Origin of the sequence: Megasphaera hexanoica (assembly GCF_043520715.1) — a bacterium.
Classification (GTDB): Bacteria; Bacillota; Negativicutes; order Veillonellales; family Megasphaeraceae; genus Megasphaera; species Megasphaera hexanoica.
On the sequence record NZ_CP171361.1, the window covers coordinates 2631840 to 2657249 of the forward strand.

The 25410-nt window shown below is 47.5% G+C and carries 39 protein-coding genes; all 39 read right to left on the bottom strand.

The window, feature by feature from the left end:
- Window positions 1-54: 54 nt before the first annotated feature.
- A complete protein-coding gene (locus ACGTIC_RS12780; RefSeq protein ID WP_059076118.1) occupies window positions 55-558 on the bottom strand; it encodes an 8-oxo-dGTP diphosphatase in 504 nt (167 codons plus the stop codon).
- A gap of 13 nt (window positions 559-571) precedes the next feature.
- On the bottom strand, window positions 572-1018 hold the full coding sequence (locus ACGTIC_RS12785) for a DUF3783 domain-containing protein (protein WP_257536545.1): 447 nt from the start codon (window positions 1016-1018) through the stop codon (window positions 572-574).
- Window positions 1019-1125: 107 nt separating this feature from the next.
- Window positions 1126-1464 (bottom strand): 50S ribosomal protein L17, encoded by a 339-nt coding sequence (gene rplQ, locus ACGTIC_RS12790; RefSeq protein ID WP_059076116.1) that lies wholly within the window; start codon window positions 1462-1464, stop codon window positions 1126-1128.
- Window positions 1465-1481: 17 nt separating this feature from the next.
- Window positions 1482-2462 carry a DNA-directed RNA polymerase subunit alpha gene (locus tag ACGTIC_RS12795; RefSeq protein WP_075581503.1) on the bottom strand — a complete coding sequence of 327 codons (981 nt, stop codon included), beginning with the start codon at window positions 2460-2462 and terminating at the stop codon, window positions 1482-1484.
- 54 nt (window positions 2463-2516) lie between these two features.
- Window positions 2517-2909 (bottom strand): 30S ribosomal protein S11, encoded by a 393-nt coding sequence (rpsK, locus tag ACGTIC_RS12800; protein ID WP_059076114.1) that lies wholly within the window; start codon window positions 2907-2909, stop codon window positions 2517-2519.
- 24 nt (window positions 2910-2933) lie between these two features.
- Window positions 2934-3302 carry a 30S ribosomal protein S13 gene (rpsM, locus tag ACGTIC_RS12805; protein ID WP_059076113.1) on the bottom strand — a complete coding sequence of 123 codons (369 nt, stop codon included), beginning with the start codon at window positions 3300-3302 and terminating at the stop codon, window positions 2934-2936.
- A gap of 22 nt (window positions 3303-3324) precedes the next feature.
- On the bottom strand, window positions 3325-3438 hold the full coding sequence (gene rpmJ, locus ACGTIC_RS12810) for a 50S ribosomal protein L36 (protein WP_007391661.1): 114 nt from the start codon (window positions 3436-3438) through the stop codon (window positions 3325-3327).
- Window positions 3439-3462: 24 nt separating this feature from the next.
- Complete coding sequence (infA, locus tag ACGTIC_RS12815) at window positions 3463-3681, bottom strand: translation initiation factor IF-1 (protein ID WP_059076112.1); 219 nt, start codon at window positions 3679-3681, stop codon at window positions 3463-3465.
- Entirely contained in the window at window positions 3674-3964 is a 291-nt protein-coding gene (locus ACGTIC_RS12820; RefSeq protein WP_059076111.1) for a hypothetical protein, read from the bottom strand. Before ACGTIC_RS12820 ends, infA begins: the two co-directional genes overlap by 8 nt.
- Complete coding sequence (gene map, locus ACGTIC_RS12825) at window positions 3957-4712, bottom strand: type I methionyl aminopeptidase (protein WP_059076110.1); 756 nt, start codon at window positions 4710-4712, stop codon at window positions 3957-3959. Before map ends, ACGTIC_RS12820 begins: the two co-directional genes overlap by 8 nt.
- A gap of 2 nt (window positions 4713-4714) precedes the next feature.
- The gene (locus ACGTIC_RS12830) at window positions 4715-5365 is read right to left on the bottom strand and encodes an adenylate kinase (protein ID WP_059076109.1); all 651 of its coding nucleotides are present in this window, start codon (window positions 5363-5365) and stop codon (window positions 4715-4717) included.
- A 13-nt stretch (window positions 5366-5378) separates the two neighbouring features.
- On the bottom strand, window positions 5379-6641 hold the full coding sequence (gene secY / locus ACGTIC_RS12835; protein WP_059076108.1) for a preprotein translocase subunit SecY: 1263 nt from the start codon (window positions 6639-6641) through the stop codon (window positions 5379-5381).
- 12 nt (window positions 6642-6653) lie between these two features.
- Window positions 6654-7118, bottom strand: a complete 465-nt coding sequence (gene rplO, locus ACGTIC_RS12840) for a 50S ribosomal protein L15 (RefSeq protein WP_059076107.1) — start codon at window positions 7116-7118, stop codon at window positions 6654-6656.
- 21 nt (window positions 7119-7139) lie between these two features.
- Entirely contained in the window at window positions 7140-7319 is a 180-nt protein-coding gene (gene rpmD / locus ACGTIC_RS12845) for a 50S ribosomal protein L30 (RefSeq protein ID WP_059076106.1), read from the bottom strand.
- A gap of 17 nt (window positions 7320-7336) precedes the next feature.
- Complete coding sequence (gene rpsE, locus ACGTIC_RS12850; RefSeq protein ID WP_059076105.1) at window positions 7337-7837, bottom strand: 30S ribosomal protein S5; 501 nt, start codon at window positions 7835-7837, stop codon at window positions 7337-7339.
- Window positions 7838-7855: 18 nt separating this feature from the next.
- Window positions 7856-8218 carry a 50S ribosomal protein L18 gene (rplR, locus tag ACGTIC_RS12855; protein WP_059076104.1) on the bottom strand — a complete coding sequence of 121 codons (363 nt, stop codon included), beginning with the start codon at window positions 8216-8218 and terminating at the stop codon, window positions 7856-7858.
- Window positions 8219-8252: 34 nt separating this feature from the next.
- Window positions 8253-8795 (bottom strand): 50S ribosomal protein L6, encoded by a 543-nt coding sequence (gene rplF, locus ACGTIC_RS12860; protein WP_059076103.1) that lies wholly within the window; start codon window positions 8793-8795, stop codon window positions 8253-8255.
- A 20-nt stretch (window positions 8796-8815) separates the two neighbouring features.
- Window positions 8816-9208 (bottom strand): 30S ribosomal protein S8, encoded by a 393-nt coding sequence (gene rpsH / locus ACGTIC_RS12865; RefSeq protein WP_059076102.1) that lies wholly within the window; start codon window positions 9206-9208, stop codon window positions 8816-8818.
- 28 nt (window positions 9209-9236) lie between these two features.
- Window positions 9237-9506 carry a 30S ribosomal protein S14 gene (gene rpsN, locus ACGTIC_RS12870; RefSeq protein ID WP_059076101.1) on the bottom strand — a complete coding sequence of 90 codons (270 nt, stop codon included), beginning with the start codon at window positions 9504-9506 and terminating at the stop codon, window positions 9237-9239.
- 18 nt (window positions 9507-9524) lie between these two features.
- Entirely contained in the window at window positions 9525-10064 is a 540-nt protein-coding gene (gene rplE, locus ACGTIC_RS12875; RefSeq protein ID WP_059076100.1) for a 50S ribosomal protein L5, read from the bottom strand.
- A gap of 29 nt (window positions 10065-10093) precedes the next feature.
- Window positions 10094-10402 carry a 50S ribosomal protein L24 gene (rplX, locus tag ACGTIC_RS12880; protein ID WP_372237440.1) on the bottom strand — a complete coding sequence of 103 codons (309 nt, stop codon included), beginning with the start codon at window positions 10400-10402 and terminating at the stop codon, window positions 10094-10096.
- A 25-nt stretch (window positions 10403-10427) separates the two neighbouring features.
- Complete coding sequence (rplN, locus tag ACGTIC_RS12885; RefSeq protein ID WP_059076098.1) at window positions 10428-10796, bottom strand: 50S ribosomal protein L14; 369 nt, start codon at window positions 10794-10796, stop codon at window positions 10428-10430.
- A gap of 25 nt (window positions 10797-10821) precedes the next feature.
- The gene (gene rpsQ / locus ACGTIC_RS12890) at window positions 10822-11076 is read right to left on the bottom strand and encodes a 30S ribosomal protein S17 (protein WP_059076097.1); all 255 of its coding nucleotides are present in this window, start codon (window positions 11074-11076) and stop codon (window positions 10822-10824) included.
- A 41-nt stretch (window positions 11077-11117) separates the two neighbouring features.
- Window positions 11118-11318 carry a 50S ribosomal protein L29 gene (rpmC, locus tag ACGTIC_RS12895; protein ID WP_014015743.1) on the bottom strand — a complete coding sequence of 67 codons (201 nt, stop codon included), beginning with the start codon at window positions 11316-11318 and terminating at the stop codon, window positions 11118-11120.
- 1 nt (window position 11319) lies between these two features.
- Window positions 11320-11745 carry a 50S ribosomal protein L16 gene (gene rplP, locus ACGTIC_RS12900; RefSeq protein ID WP_059076096.1) on the bottom strand — a complete coding sequence of 142 codons (426 nt, stop codon included), beginning with the start codon at window positions 11743-11745 and terminating at the stop codon, window positions 11320-11322.
- A complete protein-coding gene (gene rpsC / locus ACGTIC_RS12905) occupies window positions 11745-12416 on the bottom strand; it encodes a 30S ribosomal protein S3 (RefSeq protein ID WP_059076095.1) in 672 nt (223 codons plus the stop codon). Before rpsC ends, rplP begins: the two co-directional genes overlap by 1 nt.
- A 13-nt stretch (window positions 12417-12429) precedes the next feature.
- Window positions 12430-12765, bottom strand: coding sequence for a 50S ribosomal protein L22 (gene rplV / locus ACGTIC_RS12910; protein WP_059076094.1), 336 nt, complete (start codon window positions 12763-12765; stop codon window positions 12430-12432).
- A gap of 14 nt (window positions 12766-12779) precedes the next feature.
- Window positions 12780-13055, bottom strand: a complete 276-nt coding sequence (rpsS, locus tag ACGTIC_RS12915; protein ID WP_059076093.1) for a 30S ribosomal protein S19 — start codon at window positions 13053-13055, stop codon at window positions 12780-12782.
- Window positions 13056-13077: 22 nt separating this feature from the next.
- Window positions 13078-13905, bottom strand: coding sequence for a 50S ribosomal protein L2 (gene rplB, locus ACGTIC_RS12920; RefSeq protein ID WP_059076092.1), 828 nt, complete (start codon window positions 13903-13905; stop codon window positions 13078-13080).
- Window positions 13906-13936: 31 nt separating this feature from the next.
- Complete coding sequence (gene rplW / locus ACGTIC_RS12925) at window positions 13937-14218, bottom strand: 50S ribosomal protein L23 (RefSeq protein ID WP_059076091.1); 282 nt, start codon at window positions 14216-14218, stop codon at window positions 13937-13939.
- Window positions 14218-14841: a 50S ribosomal protein L4 gene (gene rplD, locus ACGTIC_RS12930; protein WP_059076090.1), complete on the bottom strand. Its 624-nt coding sequence runs from the start codon at window positions 14839-14841 to the stop codon at window positions 14218-14220. The genes rplW and rplD overlap by 1 nt, the downstream gene beginning before the upstream one ends.
- 32 nt (window positions 14842-14873) lie before the next feature.
- On the bottom strand, window positions 14874-15512 hold the full coding sequence (gene rplC, locus ACGTIC_RS12935; protein ID WP_059076089.1) for a 50S ribosomal protein L3: 639 nt from the start codon (window positions 15510-15512) through the stop codon (window positions 14874-14876).
- A gap of 14 nt (window positions 15513-15526) precedes the next feature.
- A complete protein-coding gene (rpsJ, locus tag ACGTIC_RS12940; RefSeq protein WP_059076088.1) occupies window positions 15527-15838 on the bottom strand; it encodes a 30S ribosomal protein S10 in 312 nt (103 codons plus the stop codon).
- A gap of 309 nt (window positions 15839-16147) precedes the next feature.
- Window positions 16148-17341: an elongation factor Tu gene (tuf, locus tag ACGTIC_RS12945; RefSeq protein WP_113855078.1), complete on the bottom strand. Its 1194-nt coding sequence runs from the start codon at window positions 17339-17341 to the stop codon at window positions 16148-16150.
- Window positions 17342-17372: 31 nt separating this feature from the next.
- Complete coding sequence (gene fusA / locus ACGTIC_RS12950) at window positions 17373-19445, bottom strand: elongation factor G (protein ID WP_059075693.1); 2073 nt, start codon at window positions 19443-19445, stop codon at window positions 17373-17375.
- A gap of 33 nt (window positions 19446-19478) precedes the next feature.
- Window positions 19479-19949 (bottom strand): 30S ribosomal protein S7, encoded by a 471-nt coding sequence (rpsG, locus tag ACGTIC_RS12955; RefSeq protein ID WP_059075692.1) that lies wholly within the window; start codon window positions 19947-19949, stop codon window positions 19479-19481.
- Between the two features lie 54 nt (window positions 19950-20003).
- Complete coding sequence (gene rpsL / locus ACGTIC_RS12960) at window positions 20004-20375, bottom strand: 30S ribosomal protein S12 (protein ID WP_059075691.1); 372 nt, start codon at window positions 20373-20375, stop codon at window positions 20004-20006.
- Window positions 20376-20455: 80 nt separating this feature from the next.
- Entirely contained in the window at window positions 20456-20701 is a 246-nt protein-coding gene (locus ACGTIC_RS12965) for a ribosomal L7Ae/L30e/S12e/Gadd45 family protein (RefSeq protein WP_059075690.1), read from the bottom strand.
- Window positions 20702-20945: 244 nt separating this feature from the next.
- Window positions 20946-25193 (bottom strand): DNA-directed RNA polymerase subunit beta', encoded by a 4248-nt coding sequence (gene rpoC, locus ACGTIC_RS12970; protein WP_059075689.1) that lies wholly within the window; start codon window positions 25191-25193, stop codon window positions 20946-20948.
- Window positions 25194-25410: the final 217 nt, after the last annotated feature.

Here is a 25410-nt window from a genome sequence, read left to right on the forward strand (position 1 = left end):
ATTATATCTTCATTATAAACGATTCGGCACACTTGTCCAGTCTGTCTACAGTGCTTAGAACGTGTCGGGAACAGTTTGTTCAAGGAGGCCCGGTGTATCAGAAAAATCAGTATGGGCTATGCTGTCATTGTCATCACCAAATACAATAGTACCGGAAATTATCCTGCCTGAAAGAATCATGGGAATCCAGATTCCATCGGCCTTCCACATTTCATCATAGGGAAGAGAAGAGGCAGAAAACCAGCACGGTTCCATTTCATCAGAAGCCGTTACGGTGCCTTTCCAGTCATGAAGAAAGTAGACATAGCCGATGTGGTTATATGCAGAATCGGCAGGAAAGCGAAAATCTAGATAGGCCACCAGTTGCAATGCTGCCTCGTCTGCTATCAGATGACATTCTTCATAAAGCTCCCGTACAGCACAAGCCCGGAAGGTTTCTCCCCTTTCTATTTTTCCTCCAAACCCATTCCATTTAGAAACGCCAAACCCTCTTTTTTTCCGTCCCAGGAGAATCTGTCCCTGGGCATTGACAGGGAAACATAAGGTAGTAGGCCGCATGGTATGTGCCTCCTTATTTTCCCTTCTTCTTCATATTCTTGAAGTATTCGTGTTCTTTATTTAATTCCTGCAAAATAGTATTGATTGTCCAGGAAATATTTGTTGGCGTAACCATTGCTTTTAAAGGAATATTCTTCAATCTGCCACGGCGGATAGCATCGAGAAGAAGATTGACTGTCTGATTTGAAAATCCGCAGAGAACAATGGCTTCTTTGGTTACAGGGGGCAATTCACCGTCTTCTTCCGGCGTATGTTCCACGGTCTGTTCCTCTGCATCGCCTTTCATAGCAGCAATTTCAGCTACTTCTTCCTCCGTCAGGCCAAGGACCTTGCCTACCGTATCATCCTTTTCTTCTTCCGTAACGGCTTTTACCTGGGATTTAGTCAGCAGCCCCAGAAGTTTGAGTTGCTTTAACCGTTCCGGTGTAAAATTTACAGCCAATATCATTTTAAATGCCATCTTATTCTCTCCTTTCCTACTTCCACTTATTGAAAAAGCCGCTGTGGAACAAACCACAGCGGCTTTGCATCTCATTACGTGTCTCGTCAGAAACTATCCCGTCGAGATCAGACTAATTCGATGATAACGATCGGAGCTGCATCACCCTGGCGCGGGCCCTTTTTAATGATGCGGGTATAGCCGCCCTGACGATCTTTATATTTCGGTGCAATTTCATCAAACAGCTTTTTAACTACATCTTCGTCCATCAGATAAGCGAGTACCTGGCGGCGTGCATGAAGGTCACCCCGTTTGGCAAGGGTAAGCATTTTTTCAGCCATCTTGCGGAGTTCTTTAGCCTTTGCTTCCGTGGTTTCAATGCGTTCATGCTGGAACAAAGAGGTAACAATGCTGCGCAATAATGCTTTACGTGCAGAGCTGTCGCGTCCTAACTTTCTATAAGCCATCGTTCATCCTCCTAAAACTATTCTTCGTCATTCGATTTTAAATCGTAACCTTCTTTTCGCAACTTTTCGATGATTTCATCGACAGATTTCTTACCCAGGTTACGAATCTTGGCAAGGTCGTCTTCTGTCCGTTCTGTCAAATCAGCCAGTGTATAAATATTGGCCCGTTTGAGGCAGTTAGAAGCGCGTACGGAAAGGTCGAGAACATCAATTTTAACTTTATCCAGTTCAGGACCATCGTCTACTGGCACTTCTTCCTTTCCATCACCAGTAAAATCAGCCTTAGCTTCATTTACTTTTTCATCGGTAGCGATATCCTGGAAATAATTCAGGTAGCTGATCATAATGGATGCAGCCTTAGCTACGGCATTTTCTGCCGTGATACTGCCATCCGTCGTTACTTCAAGCGTCAATGAATCATAATCCATTTCATTGCCGACCCGGACATTGCCGACTTCGTAATTTGTACGAACAACAGGAGAAAAGATGGAATCAATAGGAATGACTCCGATCATATCTGTATCCTTTTTGTTTTTCGTAGACGGTACGTACCCTTTACCACGTTCAATATGGCACTGCATATGGATATGGGCATCCGTATCGAGAGTAGCAATATGAAGTTCCGGGTTCAAAATTTCTACGTCTGTAATTACGTTAAGATCGTTTGCGGTAAATTCGCATTCACCATTAACATCTATGGTGATATCGGCTTCATCAACTTCATCGTTGGTGAACTTCATGCAAACCTGCTTCAAATTCAGGATGATGTCCGTTACATCTTCCCGGACACCGGGAATGGTCGAAAATTCATGCAACACGCCATCAATCTTGATAGACGTAATTGCAACACCATCCAAAGAGGCAAGAAGAATGCGCCGCAAACTATTACCCAATGTGATTCCGTAACCTCTGTCAAGAGGTTTGCATACGAATTTTCCGTATTTGCCGTCATCGCTTTTTTCTGCGATTTCAATCTTAAACTTGCTATCATCTATCATTAGGAAAATCCTCCTATATCAGAATCAAAACAACTTGGTCAAAAGCGCAGACGATTATACGCGTCTACGTTTAGGCGGACGGCAGCCATTATGAGGAATTGGTGTTACATCTTTGATAGAGTTGACTTCCAGACCTGCAGCCTGCAGGGCACGGATAGCAGCTTCACGACCGGAACCAGGTCCCTTAACGAATACTTCAACAGAGCGGAGGCCGTGTTCCATAGCAGCCTTGGCAGCTGTTTCGGCAGCCATCTGAGCGGCAAACGGAGTACTTTTACGGGAACCACGGAAGCCCATTTCACCGGCGCTGGCCCAGCTGAGTGCATTACCCTTGGGATCGCTGATGGTAACAATCGTATTATTGAAAGTAGAACGGATATGAGCTGCACCCGATTCTACATGTTTCTTTTCTTTTTTCTTATTGCTTCTTACGTTATTCTTAGCCAAAATCGTTTCCCTCCTTACTTAAAATTATTTTTTCTTGCCTGCAATTGCCTTGCGCGGGCCTTTACGTGTGCGGGCATTTGTCTTCGTACGCTGACCACGGACGGGCAGACCTGCACGATGACGTTTGCCACGATAGGAATTGACTTCAATCAGTCGTTTTACGTTCAGAGCCGTTTCGCGGCGAAGGTCACCTTCTACTTTATAATCAGAACCGATGACTTCACGGATTTTCTGAACTTCATCTTCTGTCAAATCGCGAACGCGGGTATCGGGATTGATACCGGTTTTGGCGAGAATTTCCTGAGAAGAAGAAAGGCCGATACCAAAAATATATGTTAAACCAATTTCAACACGTTTGTCACGTGGTAAATCTACACCGGCTATACGTGCCATCTATTCATTCACCTCCTGAATATTAACCTTGTTTCTGTTTATGTTTCGGATTTTCGCAAATAACCATAACACGGCCTTTGCGTTTGATGATTTTGCATTTTTCGCAAATTTTCTTAACCGACGGTTTTACTTTCATAATTAACCTCCTGCGTAATCAAGCCTATTTGAAGCGATACGTAATACGACCACGATTCAGGTCATATGGTGTCAATTCAAGCGTGACCCGGTCACCTGGCAGGATACGGATGAAGTTCATCCGCATTTTACCGGAAACATGGGCCAGCACGATGTGATCATTTTCCAACTTAACCTTGAACATGGCATTTGGCAGTGCTTCTACTACAACGCCTTCCACTTCAATGACATCTTGCTTAGACATGTGTTACCTCCCTGATAGATTCAACCCTGGCCCGTTTCAGGACGGACCGTATCCATTCATTGCTGATTCGTACGGAACCAGCGTCCATGCCGGATACGCTCGTTCCTAAAACCTGAAGATGCCGGCAATTCTTTTTCTTCGGCTTCTCCACTTTATACTTACGACCGTCAGCGACCCATACGTAGGGAGCAGTAAGACTGCCCGTGACTACATACACAGCGCCCTTATCTTTTCCGGCAAGGCTGCAAACAACCATGCCAGTAGAAATCAGTGGCTTATCCATGTGACGGAAGTGTTAGAATATCGGGGCCGTTTTCCGTGATTGCTACGGTATGTTCGAAATGAGCAGCCGGTTTACTGTCACGGGTGACAACAGTCCAGCCATTCTTAAGCTGGTGCGTCTTTTCGGTACCCATACAGATCATCGGTTCAATAGCCAGAACCATGCCGGGTTCAAGCAATTCGCCATGGCCGGCCAGGCCATAATTTGGCACTTCCGGATCTTCATGCATATCCGAGCCGATTCCATGTCCGACATAGTCCCGGACGACACCATATCCAAACGATTCTGCATAAGCCTGAACGGCATGACCAATATCACCGAGGTGGTTGCCCGCAACGGCTTGTTCAATACCTTTATACAGGCATTCATTCGTCACCTTCAAGAGTTGAAGTGTTTTCGGGTCCACATGGCCAATAGGTAATGTAACCGTCGAATCACCATGATACCCGTTTTTGTTTACTACCAAATCAATACTGATTATGTCACCATCTTTAAGCTTGCGGTGGCCGGGAATCCCATGAACGACTTCTTCGTTCACACTAGCACAGATGGTGGCCGGGAATCCATAATAGCCTTTGCAGCTCGGGAAGGCCCCCTGACTGCGAATGTATTCTTCACAGCGCTGGTCAAGTTCACCCGTAGTCACACCCGGTTTTGCCAGTTCTCGCATTAATTCAAGCGCATCGGCGGTAATCCGGCCTGCTTCACGAATATACTCAATTTCCCTTTTCGATTTTAATATAATCATTCTTATTTACTCTTTTCAAGGCTTGCTACAATATCGCGGAATACATCTTCCATACTCTGTTTACCATCGACTTCGATGTAGAGATTGGAATTCTTATAATAATCGATGAGCGGTTTCGTCTGGGCAGCATATACGCTAAGGCGTTTCTTAACGGTTTCAACTTTGTCATCATCACGCTGATACAACTCGCCGCCGCATTTATCGCAAACATTCTTCACTTTGGAAGGCTTGAACACAATGTGATAGGTTGCACCACATTTACGGCAGATCTGACGCCCCGTCGTCCGTTTGATGAGTTCTTCATCGGGAACGGCAATATTGATGACACCATCCAGTTTAATTCCCAAATCACGAAGGATGGCATCCAAGGACACGGCCTGACTGGTCGTACGGGGGAATCCGTCAAGAATAAAGCCTTTTTTGCAGTCGTCTTTTGCAAGACGTTCTTTTACGATGCCGACAGTTACGGCATCGGGAACGAGCTGCCCGTTATCCATGTATTTCTTTGCTTCCAAGCCGAGAGGAGTCTGTTCCTTGACAGCTGCACGGAACATATCGCCCGTGGAGATCTGAGGAATACCGTACTTGTCAATCAGGCGTTCGGCCTGTGTGCCTTTGCCGGCCCCGGGAGGGCCCATTAACAGAATATACATTCAAACTACCTCCTTATTTCATGAATCCCTGGTACTGTCTGTTGAGAACTAAGGATTCAGCCTGCTTCATCGTATCGATAGCAACACCGACGACGATAAGAAGTGCCGTACCACCGAAGTATACCCCCTGGATACCCGTGACCCAGCCGATGAAGTTGGGCAGGATAGCTACAAAAGCCAGGAAGAACGCACCGGCGAGAGTAATTCTCGTCATAATGCGGTCAATATACAGTGCCGTCGGCTGACCAGGACGGATGCCCGGAATAAAGCCGCCGTATTTCTGCATGTTTTCTGTCAGCTGGGGAATATTCAGCGTGATGGCAGTGTAGAAATATGTGAAGAACATGATGAGCAGTGCGTACATGATGGTGTTCGTCAGTGTACCCCAGGCGAAGAAGCTGGCAATCCACTGCACCGTGTCGTTCTGCACAAACTGGGCAATCGTAATAGGGAACATCAATACAGAAGAAGCAAAGATGATCGGAATAACGCCTGCCTGGTTTACTTTCAAAGGAATGTGTGTCGTGTGACCGCCATACATCTTGCGGCCGACAACACGTTTGGCGTACTGGACAGATACGCGGCGCTGCCCCTGCGTCACTTCGATGACGACAACGATCATCAAAAGTGCAATAATGGCAAAGAGAAGGGCCTGGAAAATATTGATTGTACCAGCCTGTACGTACTTGTAAATCGTCATAACGCCATCAGGGAACCGGGCAACGATACCGGCAAAGATGATAAGAGAAATCCCATTGCCAATACCACCGGCTGTAATCTGATCGCCAAGCCACATGAGGAAGCACGTGCCGGCAGTCAGGATGATGGAAACCATGAGAACCATGGCCCAGCTGTTATCCACCAGTGCGTTGTTGACCTTGAGGGCATAACTCATGGCAAAAGCCTGGATGAAACCGAGGATAACCGTGCCCCAGCGTGTTACTTTCTGGATTTTATCACGGCCATCCTGATTGTCCTTAGCCCATTGCTCAAAGGTCGGCACCACAGAGGTTAGGAGCTGCATAATGATAGATGCATTGATGTACGGCGTAATGCTCATGGCCAATACGGAAAACTTACTCAAAGCGCCACCGGAGAATAAATCGAGGAGCCCGAACAAGTTACCACTGGAAAACAGGTTTTCAATAACTGAAGCATCGACACCAGGAACAGGGATGTGCACACCAAGGCGGAAAATGATGAACATGATCAGGGTAAAAACTGCGCGCTTCCGGAATTCGGGAACATTCAGTACATTTTGGATGTTTTCTAACACCACAAATCACCCCTACTGTTCTGCTACCGGTTCTTCTCCCGGTACAACTGCCTTGCCGCCAGCTGCTTCTATCTTAGCCTTAGCAGATTTTGTAAAGCCCTGAGCTACGACAGTGAGCTTCTTTTCCAATTCGCCATTGCCAAGAATGCGGATACCATCACGTACGTTTTTGACGATACCAGCTTCTACGAGAGCAACCGGATCTACAGTCGCACCATCTTCAAAACGGTTGAGTGTAGAAACGTTTACTTCTGCATATTCTTTAGCCCAGATATTTTTGAATCCCCGTTTCGGAAGCAGACGATAGAGCGGCATCTGGCCACCTTCGAAGCCCGGACGCGTACCGCCGCCACTACGGGAGTTCTGACCTTTATTACCTCTGCCGGCTGTCGTTCCGTTACCGGAACCAGTACCGCGGCCTACGCGGAAATGTTTTTTCTTAGAGCCGGGAACAATTTTCATTTCATGAAGTTTCAATGAAGCGCACCTCCTTTTATATTAGATTTCTTCTACTTTAACTAAGTGTTCAACTTTATGAAGCATACCTTTAATCTGAGGAGTAGCTTCTTTGATGACACTGGAATTCGTCTTGTGGAGACCCAGGGCGACCACCGTTGCGCGCTGATCGGCAGGACGGCTGGCAACGCTCTTTACAAGGGTAACTTTTACTTGAGACATTACGTATATCCTCCTTATCAGCCGTAAATTTCTTCTACTGTTTTGCCGCGGAGTTCAGCAACTTTGCTGACGTCTTTCAGCTGGGAGAGACCAGTGAGCGTAGCCTGAACCATGTTGTTCGGGTTGGAAGAACCCAGGGATTTCGTCAGAATGTTGCGTACGCCAGCCAGTTCCAATACGGAACGGACCGGGCCGCCGGCAATAACGCCAGTACCTTCAGCAGCCGGTTTCAAAAGGACTTTGCCAGCACCAAAGATACCAGTAATCTGGTGAGGAATAGAACCGTTTTTCAAAGGAACGGAGATGATATGTTTTTTAGCGTCTTCAACACCTTTGCGGATAGCTTCCGGAACTTCGCCAGCTTTACCTAAGCCTGCGCCAACACGGCCATTGCCGTCACCGACAACAACGAGGGCACTGAAGGAAAAACGACGGCCGCCTTTTACTACCTTAGCAACACGGTTGATGAAAACGACATTTTCCTGTAATTCGAGACCTGCATGGTCAACTTTTGCCATGTGTTATTTCCTCCTTGACTAGAATTTCAAGCCAGCTTCACGAGCTGCTGCAGCCAGTGCTGCTACACGGCCATGATAAATATAACCGCCACGGTCAAATACTACTGTAGTAATGCCTTTTTCAATAGCCCGTTCAGCAACGAGTTTGCCAACCAGTTTAGCTGCTTCAGCATTGCCGCCTTTGACATCCTGAGCCTTGATTTCCTTGTCCAGCGTGCTGGCGGAAACCAGGGTAACACCGTTGACATCATCAATGACCTGTGCATAAATATTGGAAAGGCTGCGGAAAACGTTCAAACGCGGACGTTCTGCCGTGCCGTTGATGTTCTTACGTAAGCGCCAATGACGTTTTACGCGAATCGCATTCTTACTCTTTTTCAAGGAATTCACTCCTTTCTATATGTAAATGACGTTATTATTTCTTCGTACCAGCTTTACCAGCCTTGCGACGGACATGTTCACCGACATAACGGATACCTTTTCCTTTATACGGTTCAGGCAGACGGTAGCCACGGATTTTCGCAGCAAACTCGCCGACATGTTCATTGTTGACGCCAGAGATTACGATCTGAGTAGCACTCGGGCATTCAACCGTAATACCTTCCGGAGCATCGAGTTCGAGGGGATGGGAGAAGCCGAGAGTCAGGGCAAGTTTCTTGCCTTTCATCTGTGCTCTGTAACCAACACCAACGATTTCCAGTTCCTTTTTAAAGCCTTCCGTTACGCCTTTTACCATATTGGCAATGAGAGCACGGGTAAGGCCGTGCAGGGCACGGTTATTTTTTTCGTCATTCGGACGTTCGACAGTAATAACATTGTCTTGTACTGTTACTTTCATATCCGGGTGAAGCGTACGGGTAAGTTCGCCTTTCGGGCCTTTAACGGTAATCACCTGGCCATCGAGGGTTGCTGTTACGCCTGCCGGGATATCAATAGGCATTCTACCTACTCGGGACATATTGACACCTCCAAAACGATTTACCAGACGTAAGCGATAACTTCGCCGCCCAGACCAAGTTTACGAGCTTTTTTATCAGTCATAACACCCTGGGACGTGGAAATTACTGCGATTCCCAAACCACCGAGAACGCGCGGTAATTCTTCTTTGCTAGCATAAACGCGCAGGCCCGGTTTAGAAATTCTCTTGATGCCGGTAATTACTTTTTCTTTATTAGAACCGTATTTCAAAGTTACTTTCAGTGTCTTGCCTTCGTCAACGGTTTCATAGTTCTTTACGAAGCCTTCTTCTTTCAGGATGTTCAGCACTGCGGCCTTCATCGTGGAAGCGGGCATTTCAACTTTTTCGTGATATGCCGAATTGGCATTACGGATTCTGGTGAGCATATCCGCAATCGGATCGGACATTACCATAATCTAAAACCTCCCTCCATATAATGAGTTACCAGCTGGCTTTTTTAACGCCAGGAATCTGACCTTTATAAGCCAGGTCACGGAATGTGATACGGCTGATGCCGAATTTACGCATATAACCGTGAGGACGGCCGGTTACCTTGCAACGGTTATGCAGACGAACCGGAGAAGCATTGGCAGGTAACTGGGAAAGTGCTTCATAGTCGCCTTTCGCTTTGAGTTCTGCACGGAGCTTAGCGTATTTGGCAACCATTTTTTCACGTTTCTTTTCACGTTCAAGCATAGATTTCTTTGCCATGTATGTTATCCTCCTCTATTACTTTTCAAAGGGCATGCCCATCAGTTTCAACATGTACCGGCTTTCTTCGTCCGTTTCAGCTGTTGTAACGATGGTAATGTCCATACCGCGGGCTTTATCGACTTTATCATATTCGATTTCCGGGAAAATGAGCTGTTCTTTCAGTCCCAGTGTATAGTTGCCACGGCCATCAAAACCCGTTGCACTTACGCCATGGAAGTCACGGACGCGGGGCAGCGTCAGGTTCATCAGTTTGTCGAGGAATTCATACATCCGTTCGCCGCGAAGTGTAACTTTGCAGCCAAGGTTCATGCCTTCACGGATTTTAAAAGCTGCGATAGATTTCTTGGCCTTCGTAATCAACGGTTTCTGGCCAGAAATGATTGTCATATCGTTTACAGCAGCATCCAAAGCTTTGGAGTTGGTAACGGCTTCACCAACAGCCATGTTGATGACGACCTTTGTCACCTTTGGAATCTGCATTACGTTTTTGTAATTGTATTTTTCCTGTAACCCTTTCACTACATCCGAAAGGTAAAAATCTTTTAATCTGGACACTCTCAAGGCCCTCCCTTCTCTACATTAAGTTAGATAGCTTTGCCGCTCTTAACAGCCATGCGTACTTTCGTACCGTCAGCCTGCTGTACCATTTTTACACGAGTCGGCTTGCCGCTTTCAGGATCTACGAGCATTACGTTGGAAACATGCAGAGCAGCTTCTTTTTCGATAATGCCGCCTTGAGGATTGTTCTGTGTCGGTTTTGTGTGACGTTTTACTTTGTTAAGGCCTTCAACGACTACACGGTCCTTTTTCGGATAGCAGGCGATGACTTTGCCCTTCTTGCCTTTTTCTTTACCGGCGATGACGATGACGCTGTCACCGGTTTTGATATGCATTTTACCCATCGAGAACACCTCCTCCTTATAATACTTCCGGAGCCAGGGAGATGATCTTCATGAAATCCTTTTCACGCAGTTCTCTGGCAACGGGCCCAAAAATACGAGTACCTTTCGGGCTCTTATCATTATTGATTACGACGGCTGCATTTTCATCGAAACGGATGTAGGAACCATCAGCACGGCGCAATCCTTTTTTAGAACGAACGATAACAGCTTTTACAACGTCGCCTTTCTTGACAACGCCGCCGGGTGTTGCATCTTTAACAGTACAGGTGATAATATCACCGATGTTACCATATTTTCTGTACGAACCACCCATGACCTGGATGCAGAGTACTTTTTTCGCACCCGTGTTATCGGCAACATTCAACACAGTTTCTTGCTGAATCATGGCTTGACCTCCTAATTAATCGATCTTACTTCGCTTTTTCAACGATAGTGACTACTCGCCAATGTTTCTGCTTGGACAGGGGGCGGGTTTCTTCGATGCGTACGATATCACCGACGCCGCATTCGTTATTTTCGTCATGAGCTTTGAACTTTACAGTGCTGACGAGCGGCTTTTTGTAGAGTTCATGCTGTTCTTTATATTCTACAGCAACGACAACGGTCTTATCCATTTTGTTGCTGACTACTTTGCCTACGCGGATTTTGCGTTCATTTCTTTCCATCTGAGCTGTGACCTCCTTTTAGATTTTCAATCCTGTGTGACTTACGCCTGTGCTTTCAATTCTGCTTCGCGCTGTACCGTTTTGATGCGAGCGATAGTTTTCTTTACTTCACGGATGCGCATGGGATTTTCTAATTGGCCGGTCGCATGTTGAAAACGGAGGTTAAACAATTCTTCTTTCAGGCTAACCACCTTTTCATCCATTTCGGCAGCGCTAAGAGCACGGATTTCTTTAACCTTCATTTTATTCACCACCTAATTCCTGACCTTTAACGACAAATTTAGTTTTAATCGGCAGCTTATGACCGGCAAGACGCATAGCTTCACGAGCGACTTCTTCATTAACGCCACCCATTTCAAAGAGTACACGGCCCGGTTTTACAACTGCTACCCAGTATTCCGGAGACCCCTTACCAGAACCCATACGTGTTTCAGCCGGTTTTGCTGTGATAGGTTTGTCCGGGAAAATTTTAATCCATACCTTACCGCCACGTTTGATGTAACGGGTCATAGCAATACGGGAAGCTTCGATCTGACGGTTGGTAATCCAGGCAGGTTCCAAAGCTACAAGACCGAAATCGCCATGAGCTACTTTATTGCCACGCTGAGCCTTACCTTTTAAACGGCCGCGGAACTGTTTACGATGTTTGACACGTTTTGGAATTAACATCAGGCTTCACTCCCTTCACGTTTTTTCTGCGGAGCTTTTTTAACTTCCGGCAGGATTTCTCCTTTGTAGATCCAGCATTTTACGCCGATGCAGCCATAGGTTGTATGTGCTGCTGCAAAGCCATAGTCGATATCTGCGCGAAGTGTATGCAGAGGAATAGAACCATCGCGGACACTTTCGCTACGGGCGATTTCAGCACCGCCAAGACGACCGGAGCACATGATTTTGATACCTTTGGCACCCATACGCATCGTACGGCCTACGCACTGCTTCATAGCACGGCGGAAACCAATACGGCGTTCGAGCTGGCTGGCAACGTTTTCAGCAACGAGAGTTGCATCCATTTCAGCCTGTTTGATTTCAGCAATGTTGACATCAACGTTTTTATCGGTAAAAGCTTTCAGAGCTTTTTTAATATCTTCAATACCAGCGCCGCCACGGCCGATGACCATGCCCGGTTTGGCAGTATGAATGATTAATTTGATGCGTTTGGCAGAACGTTCGATTTCAATACGAGAAACGCCTGCAATAAATAACTGTTTCTTTAAGAAATCACGGATTTTAACGTCTTCGTTCAGAAGTGCAGCATAATCTTTTTCAGCATACCATTTAGCATCCCAAGGTTTTGAAACACCGACGCGAAATCCATGGGCGTTAACTTTTTGACCCACTACGTTTCCCTCCTTAAGCTCTTTCTTTTACTACAACAGTCACATGACTGGAATGTTTCAGGATCTTGAAAGCCTGTCCACGGCTGCGGGGATGAATACGTTTCATCGTGGAGTCCTGGTCAACGAAGATTTCAGAAACATACAAAGAATCTGCGTTCATATCATTATTGTGTTCCGCATTGGCAACAGCCGAACGAAGAACCTTTTCTACAACCCGGGAACCTACTTTCGGAGTAAATTTAAGGATTGCGAAAGCTTCGCTCACGTTTTTGCCCCGTACGAGGTCAGCTACGATTCTGATCTTACGGGGGGCAATGCGGATATGTTTAGCAATTGCTCTTGCTTCCATGGTTAGTACCTCCCTTAGCCTGTTACTTTTTCAGATTTAGCATGACCTTTGAATGTACGTGTCGGAGCGAATTCGCCCAGTTTATGGCCAACCATATCTTCAGTGATATAAACAGGAACGTGTTTGCGGCCGTCGTGAACAGCAATCGTATGGCCTACAAAGCTAGGCAGAATAGTAGATGCACGAGACCAGGTTTTAACTACTTTTTTTTCATTGGCTTCGTTCATAGCGTCAATCTTTTTTACGAGATGGGCAGCAACGAATGGGCCTTTTTTTACGGATCTGGACACTTATATATCTCCTTTCCTGGACCTATTTACGTCTCTTCACAATAAACTTATTGGAAGCCTTCTTTGCTTCACGGGTCTTCACGCCGTATGCAGGTTTACCCCAAGGAGTAACCGGACGTTTACGACCAACAGGAGACTTACCTTCACCACCACCATGAGGATGATCGCACGGATTCATGACAACACCACGGTTGCCCGGGCGGATACCCATCCAGCGGGAACGGCCGGCTTTACCGATTGTAAGGTTTTCATAATCCGGGTTGCTCACGATACCGACAGTAGCACGGCAGTTTACATGAACCTGGCGTAATTCACCAGAAGGAAGACGGAGCAGTGCATAGTTTCCTTCTTTAGCGATAATCTGTGCGGACGAACCAGCAGAACGGACCATCTGGCCGCCTTTGCCGATTTTCAGTTCGACGTTATGTACTAGAGTACCGAGAGGAATCTTGCCGAGAGGCAGTGCATTCCCAGTTTTAATATCCGATTCCGGACCAGAAACGACGACGTCGCCGACTTTCAAGCCATTCGGAGCGAGGATATATTTCTTTTCGCCATCTGCATAGAACAGAAGAGCGATATTTGCAGAGCGGTTCGGATCATATTCGATCGTCGCTACTTTAGCGGGGATATTGTCTTTGATACGTTTGAAATCGATCAAACGATAACGGCGTTTATGACCGCCGCCCTGATGGCGGACTGTCATTCTGCCCTGGTTATTACGACCGCCCTTGCTCGTTACTTTGACCAGCAAGGATTTTTCCGGTTTGGACGCTGTGATTTCATCGAATGTCGAGACAGTCATGAAACGGCGGCCGGCGGAATACGGTTTAAAAGATTTAATGGCCATTTTGGTGCCTCCTCCTTTATGTCAATATTGCTTACGCTTCAAAGAATTCGATTGTTTCGCCTTCCTGAAGGGTTACGATGGCTTTTTTGTAATCCGGGCGTTTACCAATATATTTGCCCATGCGTTTCATTTTGCCCATCGTGCGCAGTGTCGTAACGTTTTTAACTTTGACATTGAAAACTTTTTCTACGGCCTTGCGGATTTCAATCTTATTGGCATGGAGCGGTACCTTAAATGTATATTTGCCATCAGACATCATCATTGTCGTTTTTTCAGTGATGACCGGTTTTAATAAGAGATCATGCATATCCATTATCCGAGCACCTCCTCAATCTTAGCTACAGCGCTCTTCGTTACGAACAGCTTCGTGTAGTGGAGCAGGTCGAAAATGTTGATGCCCGTCGTGGAAACGGCTTTTACACCTTCGATGTTGCGTGCGCAGCGTGTTACGACTTCGTCATTATCCGTGACGAAGAGGACTTTTTCGCCCGTAAATTTGAAGTTATTAATAATCTGTGCTACTTCTTTGGTCTTGGCAGCAGCCAGATTAATTTCATCGAGTACATACAATTCATTTGTATTTACTTTATCGCTTAATGCGGATTTTACAGCCAGACGACGTGCTTTGCGGGGCATCTTCTGTTCATAAGAACGCGGATGGGGACCCCAAACCGTACCGCCGCCAACCCATAACGGACTGCGGGTGCTGCCTACACGGGCCCGGCCGGTTCCTTTTTGTTTCCAGGGTTTTCTGCCGCCACCGCGTACGAGACCGCGTGTTTTGGTAGCATGTGTGCCCTGACGTTCATTGGCGAGCTGACGAAGTACAGCCTGTCTCATGACAGCTTCGTTCACTTCAACGCCAAATACGCTATCGTTCAATTCGATTTCACCGGTCTGTGCGCCGGTAATATTATACGTGCTTACTTTTGGCATTCTATTTTATCCTCCTTCCTGTATGACAACTATTAGCGGGGTTTTACAGTGTCACGAATCATGACAAGGCTGCCTTTGGCACCCGGGATACCACCTTTAATCAGAATCAGGTTCTTATCCATATCGACTTTAACGACAGAGAGACGAAGAACTGTAGCCTGATTGCCACCATATTGTCCAGGAAGTTTTTTACCTTTGACGACTTTACCGCCGCCACCACTGGTCATAGGTCCGAGGGAACCCGGTTCGCGGTGAGATTTGGAGCCGTGACCCATAGGTCCGCGGTGGAAACCGTGACGTTCAATCGTACCAGCGAAACCTTTACCCTTGCTGGTGCCAATTACATCGACGAGATCGCCGCTTGCGAAAATATCAGCTGCCAGAGTTTGGCCTACCGTATATTCCGGCGTATCATCGAGACGTAATTCGCGAAGATACTTAACAGGTTTAACGCCTGCTTTGTCGAACTGACCCTTTACAGGTTTTGTCAGATGTTTTTCTTTGATGTCGCCATAGCCGATCTGAATGGAGTTGTATCCGTCGGTATCAACTGTCTTTACACGGACAACTACGTTCGGGGACGCTTCAACGACTGTAACAGGGACTACTGCGCCTTCTTCAGTGAAGATCTGAGTCATTCCCAGTTTTTTACCCAAAATAGCTTTAGACATAATCGCACCTCCTCCTATAATTTAATTTCAATGTCTACGCCAGCCGGAAGATCGAGTCTCATAAGTGCATCAACGGTTTTGTTCGATGCTTCGAGAATATCGATCAAGCGTTTGTGCGTACGCAGTTCGAACTGTTCACGAGAATCCTTGTTAACATGTGGGGAACGCAGAATCGTGAAGATGTTCTTTTCCGTCGGCAGCGGAATCGGGCCGGATACCATTGCACCTGTCCGTTTCGCCGTATCGACGATTTTCGCCGCGCTCTGATCCAGGATCTTGTGATCATACGCTTTGAGGCGAATTCTGATTCTTTCCTGTTTTGCCATTACGTAATTCCTCCTAACGTCCATTTCGTCGAATAGACTGCTCCATAGGAGTTTCCCCGCTTAACGGGCAACATCCTATTTCATTGTTTTCGACGCGTCGCAACATAGATAGACAGAGATACCCTGTTGTCGCGTACTTACTTATCATACTACAATTCGGACAGCGATGCAAGGATTTTTCTTGCGTTTTAGCCCTGTTTTATGCGCTTTCTGACCGATTTTGCATGGATGCTATTTTTTTTATTCATAAAAAAACATCTGCAGCAAATGCTGCAGATGTTTTTTTCGTTTCTTCCTATTATAAGGTTATTAGCCTTCGATTTCGGAAACAACGCCGGCGCCTACTGTACGGCCGCCTTCGCGGATAGCGAAACGCAGGCCTGCTTCAATAGCGATCGGAGTGATCAGTTCAACGTCCATTTTGACGTTATCGCCAGGCATGCACATTTCCGTGCCTTCCGGCAGCTGGATTACGCCCGTTACGTCCGTTGTACGGAAGTAGAACTGCGGACGATAGCCGTTGAAGAACGGTGTATGACGGCCGCCTTCTTCTTTCGTCAGGACATATACCTGTGCTTTGAATTTCGTGTGCGGATGAATCGTGCCCGGTTTTGCAAGTACCTGGCCGCGTTCTACTTCTTTGCGGTCGATACCACGGAGCAGTGCACCGATGTTATCGCCTGCTTCTGCCAGATCCAGGATCTTACGGAACATTTCTACGCCCGTTACAACCGTATCTTTCGGCTGATCTGCCAGACCTACGATTTCTACGGGGTCGCCGACTTTGATCGTACCACGTTCAACACGGCCTGTTGCAACAGTGCCACGGCCTGTGATGGTGAATACGTCTTCGACCGGCATCAGGAACGGTTTGTCCGTCGGACGGTCCGGCGTCGGGATGTATTCATCAACGGCTTTCATGAGGTCTTTGATGGACTGTACAGCTTCGGGATCGCCTTCCAGTGCCTTCAGAGCAGAACCGACTACGATAGGTACATCGTCGCCAGGGAAGTCATAGGAAGTGAGGAGATCGCGGACTTCCATTTCAACGAGTTCGATCAGTTCCGGATCGTCAACCTGGTCAGCTTTGTTGAGGTATACAACGATAGCCGGTACACCAACCTGGCGGGCCAGGAGGATGTGTTCACGAGTCTGGGGCATCGGGCCGTCAGCAGCGGATACGACGAGGATAGCGCCGTCCATCTGGGCAGCACCGGTAATCATGTTCTTGACATAGTCAGCATGCCCCGGGCAGTCAACGTGTGCATAGTGACGGGTCGGAGTTTCATATTCAACGTGTGCCGTGTTGATCGTAATACCACGTTCACGTTCTTCCGGAGCCTTATCAATATCAGCATATGCTTCAAACTGAGCTTTGCAGCCTTCCGTTTCGGAAAGGACCTTTGTAATAGCAGCCGTTAATGTTGTTTTGCCGTGGTCAACGTGACCGATGGTACCAATGTTAACATGCGGTTTGGTTCTTTCGTAATGTTCTTTAGCCATTTGCATTTCCTCCAATGCGTATTTAAAATTTTTAACCTCTTTCGCTGATAACTTTTTCCGCTACATTCTTAGGAACTTCTTCGTAGTGGTCAAAGGTCATCGTATAAACACCACGGCCCTGTGTCTTAGAACGCAGATCCGTTGCGTAGCCAAACATTTCTGCCAGCGGTACGAAGGCATTGATATGTTCTGCGCCAGAGCGCATTTCCATACCTTCTACACGACCGCGGCGGGAATTGAGGTCGCCGATGACATCGCCCATGTATTCTTCCGGAACGACGACTTCGACTTTCGTGTACGGTTCAAGGAGAACCGGATCAGCCTTTTTAGCGCCATCTTTAAAGCCCATAGAACCAGCAATCTTGAAGGCCATTTCCGAGGAGTCAACTTCATGATAGGAACCGTCGTATACGACGACTTTGATATCGACCATCGGGAAACCAGCAAGAACACCTGTTTCCATTGCTTCTCTGACACCGGCTTCGACAGAACCGATATATTCTTTAGGAATAGCACCGCCGACGACTTTGTTTTCAAATTCGTAGCCTTTGCCCTGTTCCTGCGGAATAAGTTCCAGCCAGCAATCGCCATATTGGCCACGGCCGCCGGACTGGCGTTTGAAGAAACCACGTGCCTTGACATCTTTGCGGATCGTTTCGCGATAAGCAACCTGCGGTTTACCTACGTTGCAGGCAACTTTGAATTCGCGGGACATACGGTCTACGATGATGTCCAGATGCAATTCGCCCATACCAGAGATAATAGTCTGGCCTGTTTCAGCATCGGTCTTGACTTTAAAAGTAGGATCTTCTTCAGCAAGACGGGCAAGGGCGATACCCATTTTTTCCTGGTCAGCTTTCGTCTTCGGTTCAACGGCAACGGAGATAACCGGATCAGGGAATTCCATCTTTTCAAGGATAATCGGATGTTTTTCATCGCACAGTGTATCACCAGTCGTCGTATCTTTCAGGCCAACGATACCGCCGATATCACCGGTGTATGCGATGGATACTTCTTCACGATGGTTAGCGTGCATGCGCAGGATACGGCCTACACGTTCCTTCTTACCCTTCGTGGAGTTGTATACGTAAGTACCTGCTTCGAGAGTACCGGAATACACGCGGAAGAATGCCAGCTTACCGACGAACGGGTCGGCCATGATCTTAAATGCCAAAGCCGAGAACGGAGCATCGTCAGAAGCTTCGCGCGTTTCATCTTCATCCGTATCGGGATTTGTCCCTTTTACAGGGGGGATATCGAGCGGGCTCGGCATGTAGTCAACGACAGCGTCGAGCAACATCTGGATACCCTTGTTTTTGTAAGCAGAGCCGCAGAGTACAGGGAACAACTTGTTCGTGCAAACAGCTTTGCGGATAGCTGCTTTGAGTTCATCGATGGTGATTTCTTCACCTTCGAGGTATTTCATCATGAGATCTTCATCGGTATCACATACAGCTTCTACCATGATGTCATGATATTTCTTTGCTTCGTCTAATTCATCTTCAGGGATATCGACGACTTCAATTTCTTTACCAAGAGCATCATCATAGACTTCTGCTTTCATGGTAATGAGGTCGATGATACCGCGGAATGTCGTTTCAGAACCGATAGGAAGCTGAACGGCAACAGCGTTAGCCTGGAGACGTTCTTTCATCATCTGAACTACGTTAAGGAAGTCAGCGCCGGTCGTATCCATCTTATTGACGAACGCGATACGGGGGACATGATAATGTTCTGCCTGACGCCAAACCGTTTCAGACTGCGGTTCTACGCCGCCTTTAGCAGAGAAAACAGCAACAGAACCGTCAAGTACACGCAGAGAACGTTCAACTTCTACCGTGAAGTCAACGTGCCCCGGAGTATCAATGATGTTGATACGATATCCTTTCCAGTGGGCCGTCGTAGCAGCAGACGTGATAGTGATACCACGTTCCTGTTCCTGGGCCATCCAGTCCATGGTAGCAGCGCCATCATGAACTTCGCCGATTTTATGAACACGGCCGGTGTAGAAAAGGATACGTTCTGTTGTCGTGGTTTTACCGGCATCGATGTGAGCCATGATACCAATATTTCTCGTTTTTTCCAAAGGAAATTCTCTACCCACGATTTTTTCCACTCCTCATGTAAATAGTCTAAATTACCAGCGATAATGAGCGAAAGCTTTGTTGGCTTCGGCCATCTTGTGCGTATCTTCCTTTTTCTTGACAGCAGCACCGGTATTGTTGAATGCGTCCATCAGTTCAGCAGCCAGTTTTTCTTTCATCGTACGTTCGCCACGTTTGCGGGCGTAACCAACTGTCCAGCGGATACCGAGAGACAGACGGCGGTCAGCACGTACTTCGACAGGTACCTGGTAGTTAGCACCGCCGACGCGGCGTGCACGGACTTCCAGGACAGGCATAACATTGTTGAGGGCCTGTTCGAAAACTTCTAATGGTTCTTTATTCATTTTGGAACGGATGATGTCAAATGCATCGTAAACGATGGATTCAGCGACACCTTTTTTGCCGTCCAGCATTACTTTGTTGATGAAGCGCGTAACCAGTTTAGAATGGTACACCGGATCCGGCAGCACATCGCGCTTCGGCACTGGGCCTTTTCTTGGCATGTCTAATTCCTCCTTATATCATGCAGGTTATCTTTTCATCTTAATCAGCAAATCTTATTTGCCTTTTTTAGCGCCGTACTTGGAACGGGACTGTTTACGGTCGGATACACCAGCTGTATCCAGAGCACCGCGGACGATGTGATAACGTACACCAGGAAGGTCTTTGACACGACCGCCTCTGATTAAAACAACACTATGTTCCTGTAAATTGTGACCAATGCCAGGAATGTACGCAGTTACTTCGATAGCGTTCGTCAGGCGGACACGGGCAACTTTACGCAGAGCCGAGTTAGGCTTTTTCGGCGTAGCTGTGTATACACGAGTGCATACGCCACGCTTCTGCGGGCAGTTTTTCAAAGCCGGTGCTGTCGATTTTGTGACAGCGACCTGACGACCTTTACGAACCAATTGGTTAATTGTTGGCATGTGGGCACCTCCTCTCCAAACAATTAGATTTATAATGTAATCATCAATGAAGCGTCAGCTTCAGGATGATGTTACCAGAATCAGCTGAGCAGTCCGACAGCTGCAGCCCCAACCTTGATCCGGCAGGCCAGCCCCAGTTCTGCCATAGTATAATTGCGATCCGTGGCAATTCCCATTTCAACGGCAAGCGTGAGCAGCGGTGCTGCTACCTGTTCATCACAGTCATTGGCAATATACAGCTGTGTGACTTCGTTTCGTTTCATTGCTTTCAGCGTCTGTTTGGCACCGACCGTCTTTCTGGCCGTACCGAGCAATTCCAAGCTCACGAAACATCACTCCTTAAAACATACAATTTGGCCGCACAACTCGCATTGCGACACTTAGATATTTTATCATTCCCCTATTTCCATGTCAATGTATTTTTCGTAAAATAAGCCATTTATTATTACACAGTCCCGCGTGGTTCAATAATTGTATTATCTGATATATGAATTCCGCATGATAAGAGGTAAAAAAAACATCACATGAAGATGTTAATCACTCTTCATGTGATGTTTCATTTATGCGATCTTAATGTCCGGCTTCTGGTGTCGTATCTTCCGGCTGGATGTCAATGGGATTGCCATCTTCATCTTCATATTCAACGGTAGGGACCGTCTTAACGACTTTCACTTTGCGGTAGCGGCTCATGCCGGTACCGGCAGGAATCAGCTTGCCGATGATGACGTTTTCCTTGAGGCCGAGAAGCGGATCGATCTTGCCCTTGATGGCTGCATCGGTAAGGACGCGGGTCGTTTCCTGGAAGGAAGCGGCTGACAAGAAGGAATCGGTAGCCAGGGCCGCTTTAGTAATGCCGAGCAGCATAGGCTTGCCTATAGCCGGTTTGCCGCCATTGGCTTCTATACGTTTGTTCATATCTTCAAAGACATTGACATCAATATAATCGCCTGGCAATACATCGGCATCTCCAGCATCTTCAATCTTAATCTTACGCAGCATCTGGCGTACGATAACTTCGATGTGCTTATCGTTGATACCAACGCCCTGGGATTTATAAACCTTCTGTACTTCGTATACGAGGTACCGCTGTGTTGCTTCTACACCCTGGATGCGCAGGATATCGTGAGGATTAATGGAACCGGATGTAATGCGGCTGCCCTTTTCGATGACGTCGCCTTCGTGAACTACCAGGTGAGCGCCAAAGGGAATCGTGTAGCTTCGTTCTTCGCCATCTTTGGAAAGAACATGGACGATATTGATGTCATGGTGGTCTTCTTTTTCCGTAATAGAAACAGTGCCGTCGATTTCAGTGATGATAGCATTGCCTTTCGGCTTACGGGCTTCAAACAATTCTTCGACACGGGGCAGACCTTGTGTGATATCACCAGCAGATGCAACGCCGCCTGTATGGAATGTACGCATAGTCAGCTGTGTGCCCGGTTCACCGATAGACTGTGCTGCAATCGTACCAACCGATTCGCCTACGTTGACCTTGCCGCCTGTACCAAGATCGCGGCCATAGCATTTAGCGCATACACCGTAACGGCTGCGGCAGGTAAGGACACTGCGGATCTTAACTTTATCATAATACTTGGCAACTTCTTTTGCCTGATCCGCCATGATTTCTTCGTTGAGAGGAACAATAACCTCGCCCGTATCTTTGTTAATCAGTGTTTCCGCTGCCGTACGGCCTTCAATCCGGTCTTCCAGCGGTTCAATGATGCCATTGCCTTCTACGATAGCTGTAACGTAGACACCACGGATATCATTATTGCGTACTTTGACTTCTGTTACATCGCTGCTCAGGATGCGGTCGATAGCATCTTCCGTAAGGGGAGTGCCGGCCGGGCAGATTTCCATGCCATTGGAGTCGATGACCGTTTCTTCGACAGATTTGCCAAGCATATTTTCAATCATGGCCTGGCGCAGGGAAGAGCGGATGCTTTCTTCCGGCGCACCAAGATAGACGTTTTCAATGACATTAGTATGATTCATGTCATCATTAATATCAAGCTGGCTGCCATGGAGAGACAGTTTAGGTACCTTATAGGCAACGAGTTCATCCATATCATCTGTCGTGAGGACGTGTCCTTCCGGCAGAATGACTTCACCTGTACCGGCATCGACGATATCAGCAGCCAATACACGGCCGATAATCTTATCCGCCATGAGAGCCACAGCCTGACGGGTAGAGCCGGCCAGACGGGCCCGTTCGCGAATCAGGTCGATACCGAAAACATCACAGTCTTCTTCCCGGACAATGACATCCTGGGAAACATCGACGAGACGACGGGTCAGATATCCCGAGTCGGCGGTCCGCAATGCCGTATCGGCCAGACCTTTACGGGCACCATGGGACGATGTGAAGTAATCCAGTACAGACAGGCCTTCCCGGAAATTTGCCTTGATGGGCAAGTCGATGATTCGGCCCGACGGGTCAGCCATCAGGCCACGCATACCGGCAACCTGACGAATCTGCTGTTTATTACCACGGGCACCGGAGTCAGCCATCATGAAGATGGAGTTGAACGGATCCATGTTATCCATCATGACTTCCGTTACGTCATCCGTTGCTTTTTCCCAGATGGAGCAGGTCTTACGATACCGTTCGTCTTCCGTTATAAGGCCGCGGAGATACATTTTGGATACATTCTGTACCTGTTTATCGGCGGCATCGAGGATGTCCCATTTTTCAGCAGGAATCTGAATATCAGAAATAGCAATGGACATACCAGCCTGACGGGCATAATGATAACCGATTGCCTTGATATTATCCAGAAGTTCCGCCGTCTTTGTATTGCCGACAAGATGGAAGCAGGCATCGACGAGCTTGCCAATCTGTTTTTTATTCATGAGTACGCCAAGGCAGTTCACATCGACGTACTCTTTATCTTTCTTGAATTCCGCTACTGCTTCTTTATCTACTTTACGTGCCGGGAGCGGACGGGTCTTCAGGAGATCGACCCCGAATTTTTCTTTAAGGGCTGAAAAACCATAGTCGAGGATACGGCCTTCGCTATCCTTGATTTTAACGAAATGGGTCGTATCGATGAGACCATTTTCATAAGCGAATACGGCATCTTCCGGATTGGTGAAAACCATGACTTTATCCGTATGGAACAAGCGCAGTGGTTCATAAATCTGGTAATTGTATAACAGCTTGCCAGCCGTCGTTTCAATCAGGCCATGGCCAGGGATACGGACTTTGATAAGCGCTTCGATATCGATTGCCTTGGCATCATAGGCCAGCATGACTTCATCATAATTGGAGAAAATCTTACCTTCACCTTTGGCAGCCGGTTTGACCAGCGTCAGATAGTAGGCACCAAGGACCATATCCTGTGTCGGAACGGCAACAGGTTTACCATCTTTCGGAGCTAAGATATTGTGTGCCGACAACATGAGTGTACGGGCTTCCGACTGGGCTTCCACCGAAAGTGGCAGGTGGCATGCCATCTGGTCACCATCGAAGTCGGCATTGAATGCCGTGCAGACCAGCGGATGCAGTTTGATAGCCCGGCCTTCCCAAAGGATCGGTTCGAAAGCCTGGATACCGAGACGATGCAGTGTCGGGGCACGGTTGAGGAGAACCGGATGTTCCTTAATGACATCTTCCAGGACATCCCATACTTCATTGCTGACACGTTCGACCTTTTTCTTGGCATTCTTGATATTAGTAGCAATACCCTTTTCAACGAGTTTCTTCATGACGAAGGGCTTAAACAGTTCCAGTGCCATTTCCTTCGGCAGACCGCACTGATGCATTTTCAGTTCCGGACCAACAACGATAACGGAACGGCCGGAATAGTCAACACGTTTACCGAGGAGGTTCTGACGGAAACGGCCCTGTTTCCCCTTCAGCATGTCGGAAAGAGATTTGAGAGGACGGTTGCCCGGGCCGGTGACCGGTCGGCCACGGCGGCCATTGTCGATAAGCGCATCGACGGCTTCCTGGAGCATACGCTTTTCATTGCGGACGATGATATCCGGCGCACCCAGTTCCAACAGGCGGCTCAGACGGTTGTTACGGTTGATGACGCGGCGGTACAGATCATTCAGATCCGATGTAGCAAACCGGCCACCATCCAGCTGTACCATTGGACGCAGTTCCGGCGGAATGACCGGGATGACATCCATGATCATCCATTCCGGTTTATTTCCTGAATGGCGGAATGCTTCTACTACTTCCAGACGGCGGATAGCACGGACACGGCGCTGACCAGAAGAGTCACGCAGTTCTTCCCGTAAATCCTTATCGAGCTGGTCCAGATCCAGTTCCTGAAGGAGCTCCTTGACAGCAGCAGCCCCCATGCCGACGCGGAATTTATCGCCATACATTTCCTGATACTGGCGGTATTCCGTTTCTGTCAGCAATTGTTTTTTAACCAACGGCGTGTCACCGGGGTCAAGAACGATAAAAGAAGCAAAATACAATACTTTTTCCAGAGAGCGGGGCGAGATATCGAGAATCAGGCCCATACGGCTCGGAATACCTTTAAAATACCAAATATGAGATACGGGTGTAGCCAATTTGATATGGCCCATCCGTTCGCGGCGGACCTTGGCACGGGTTACTTCAACACCGCAACGGTCGCAGACAACACCTTTATAACGAATACGTTTATATTTCCCGCAATGGCATTCCCAGTCCTTGGTCGGCCCAAAGATGCGTTCGCAAAACAGGCCGTCCCGTTCCGGTTTCAGCGTACGGTAGTTAATTGTTTCCGGCTTCTTTACTTCGCCATGAGACCATTCCAGGATTTTTTCCGGTGATGCCAGACCAATCCGCATTGAATCAAATTCATTCACATCCAGCACAAATACCGCTCCCTTCTCTATAGTGACTATTATTCATCTTCATTAGTTTCATCATCCGCGCTATCTTCTCCCGGGACGGTTTCATACGTCATGCCACTCATGATGTCATCTTCTTCGCCAGCATTGACATATTCATCATCACTGACATCGGCTGCATCATCAGCCGGAGCTTCGGTCGGAGCGTTTCCGTCTCCTTCATGTTCCCCTTCCATGACAC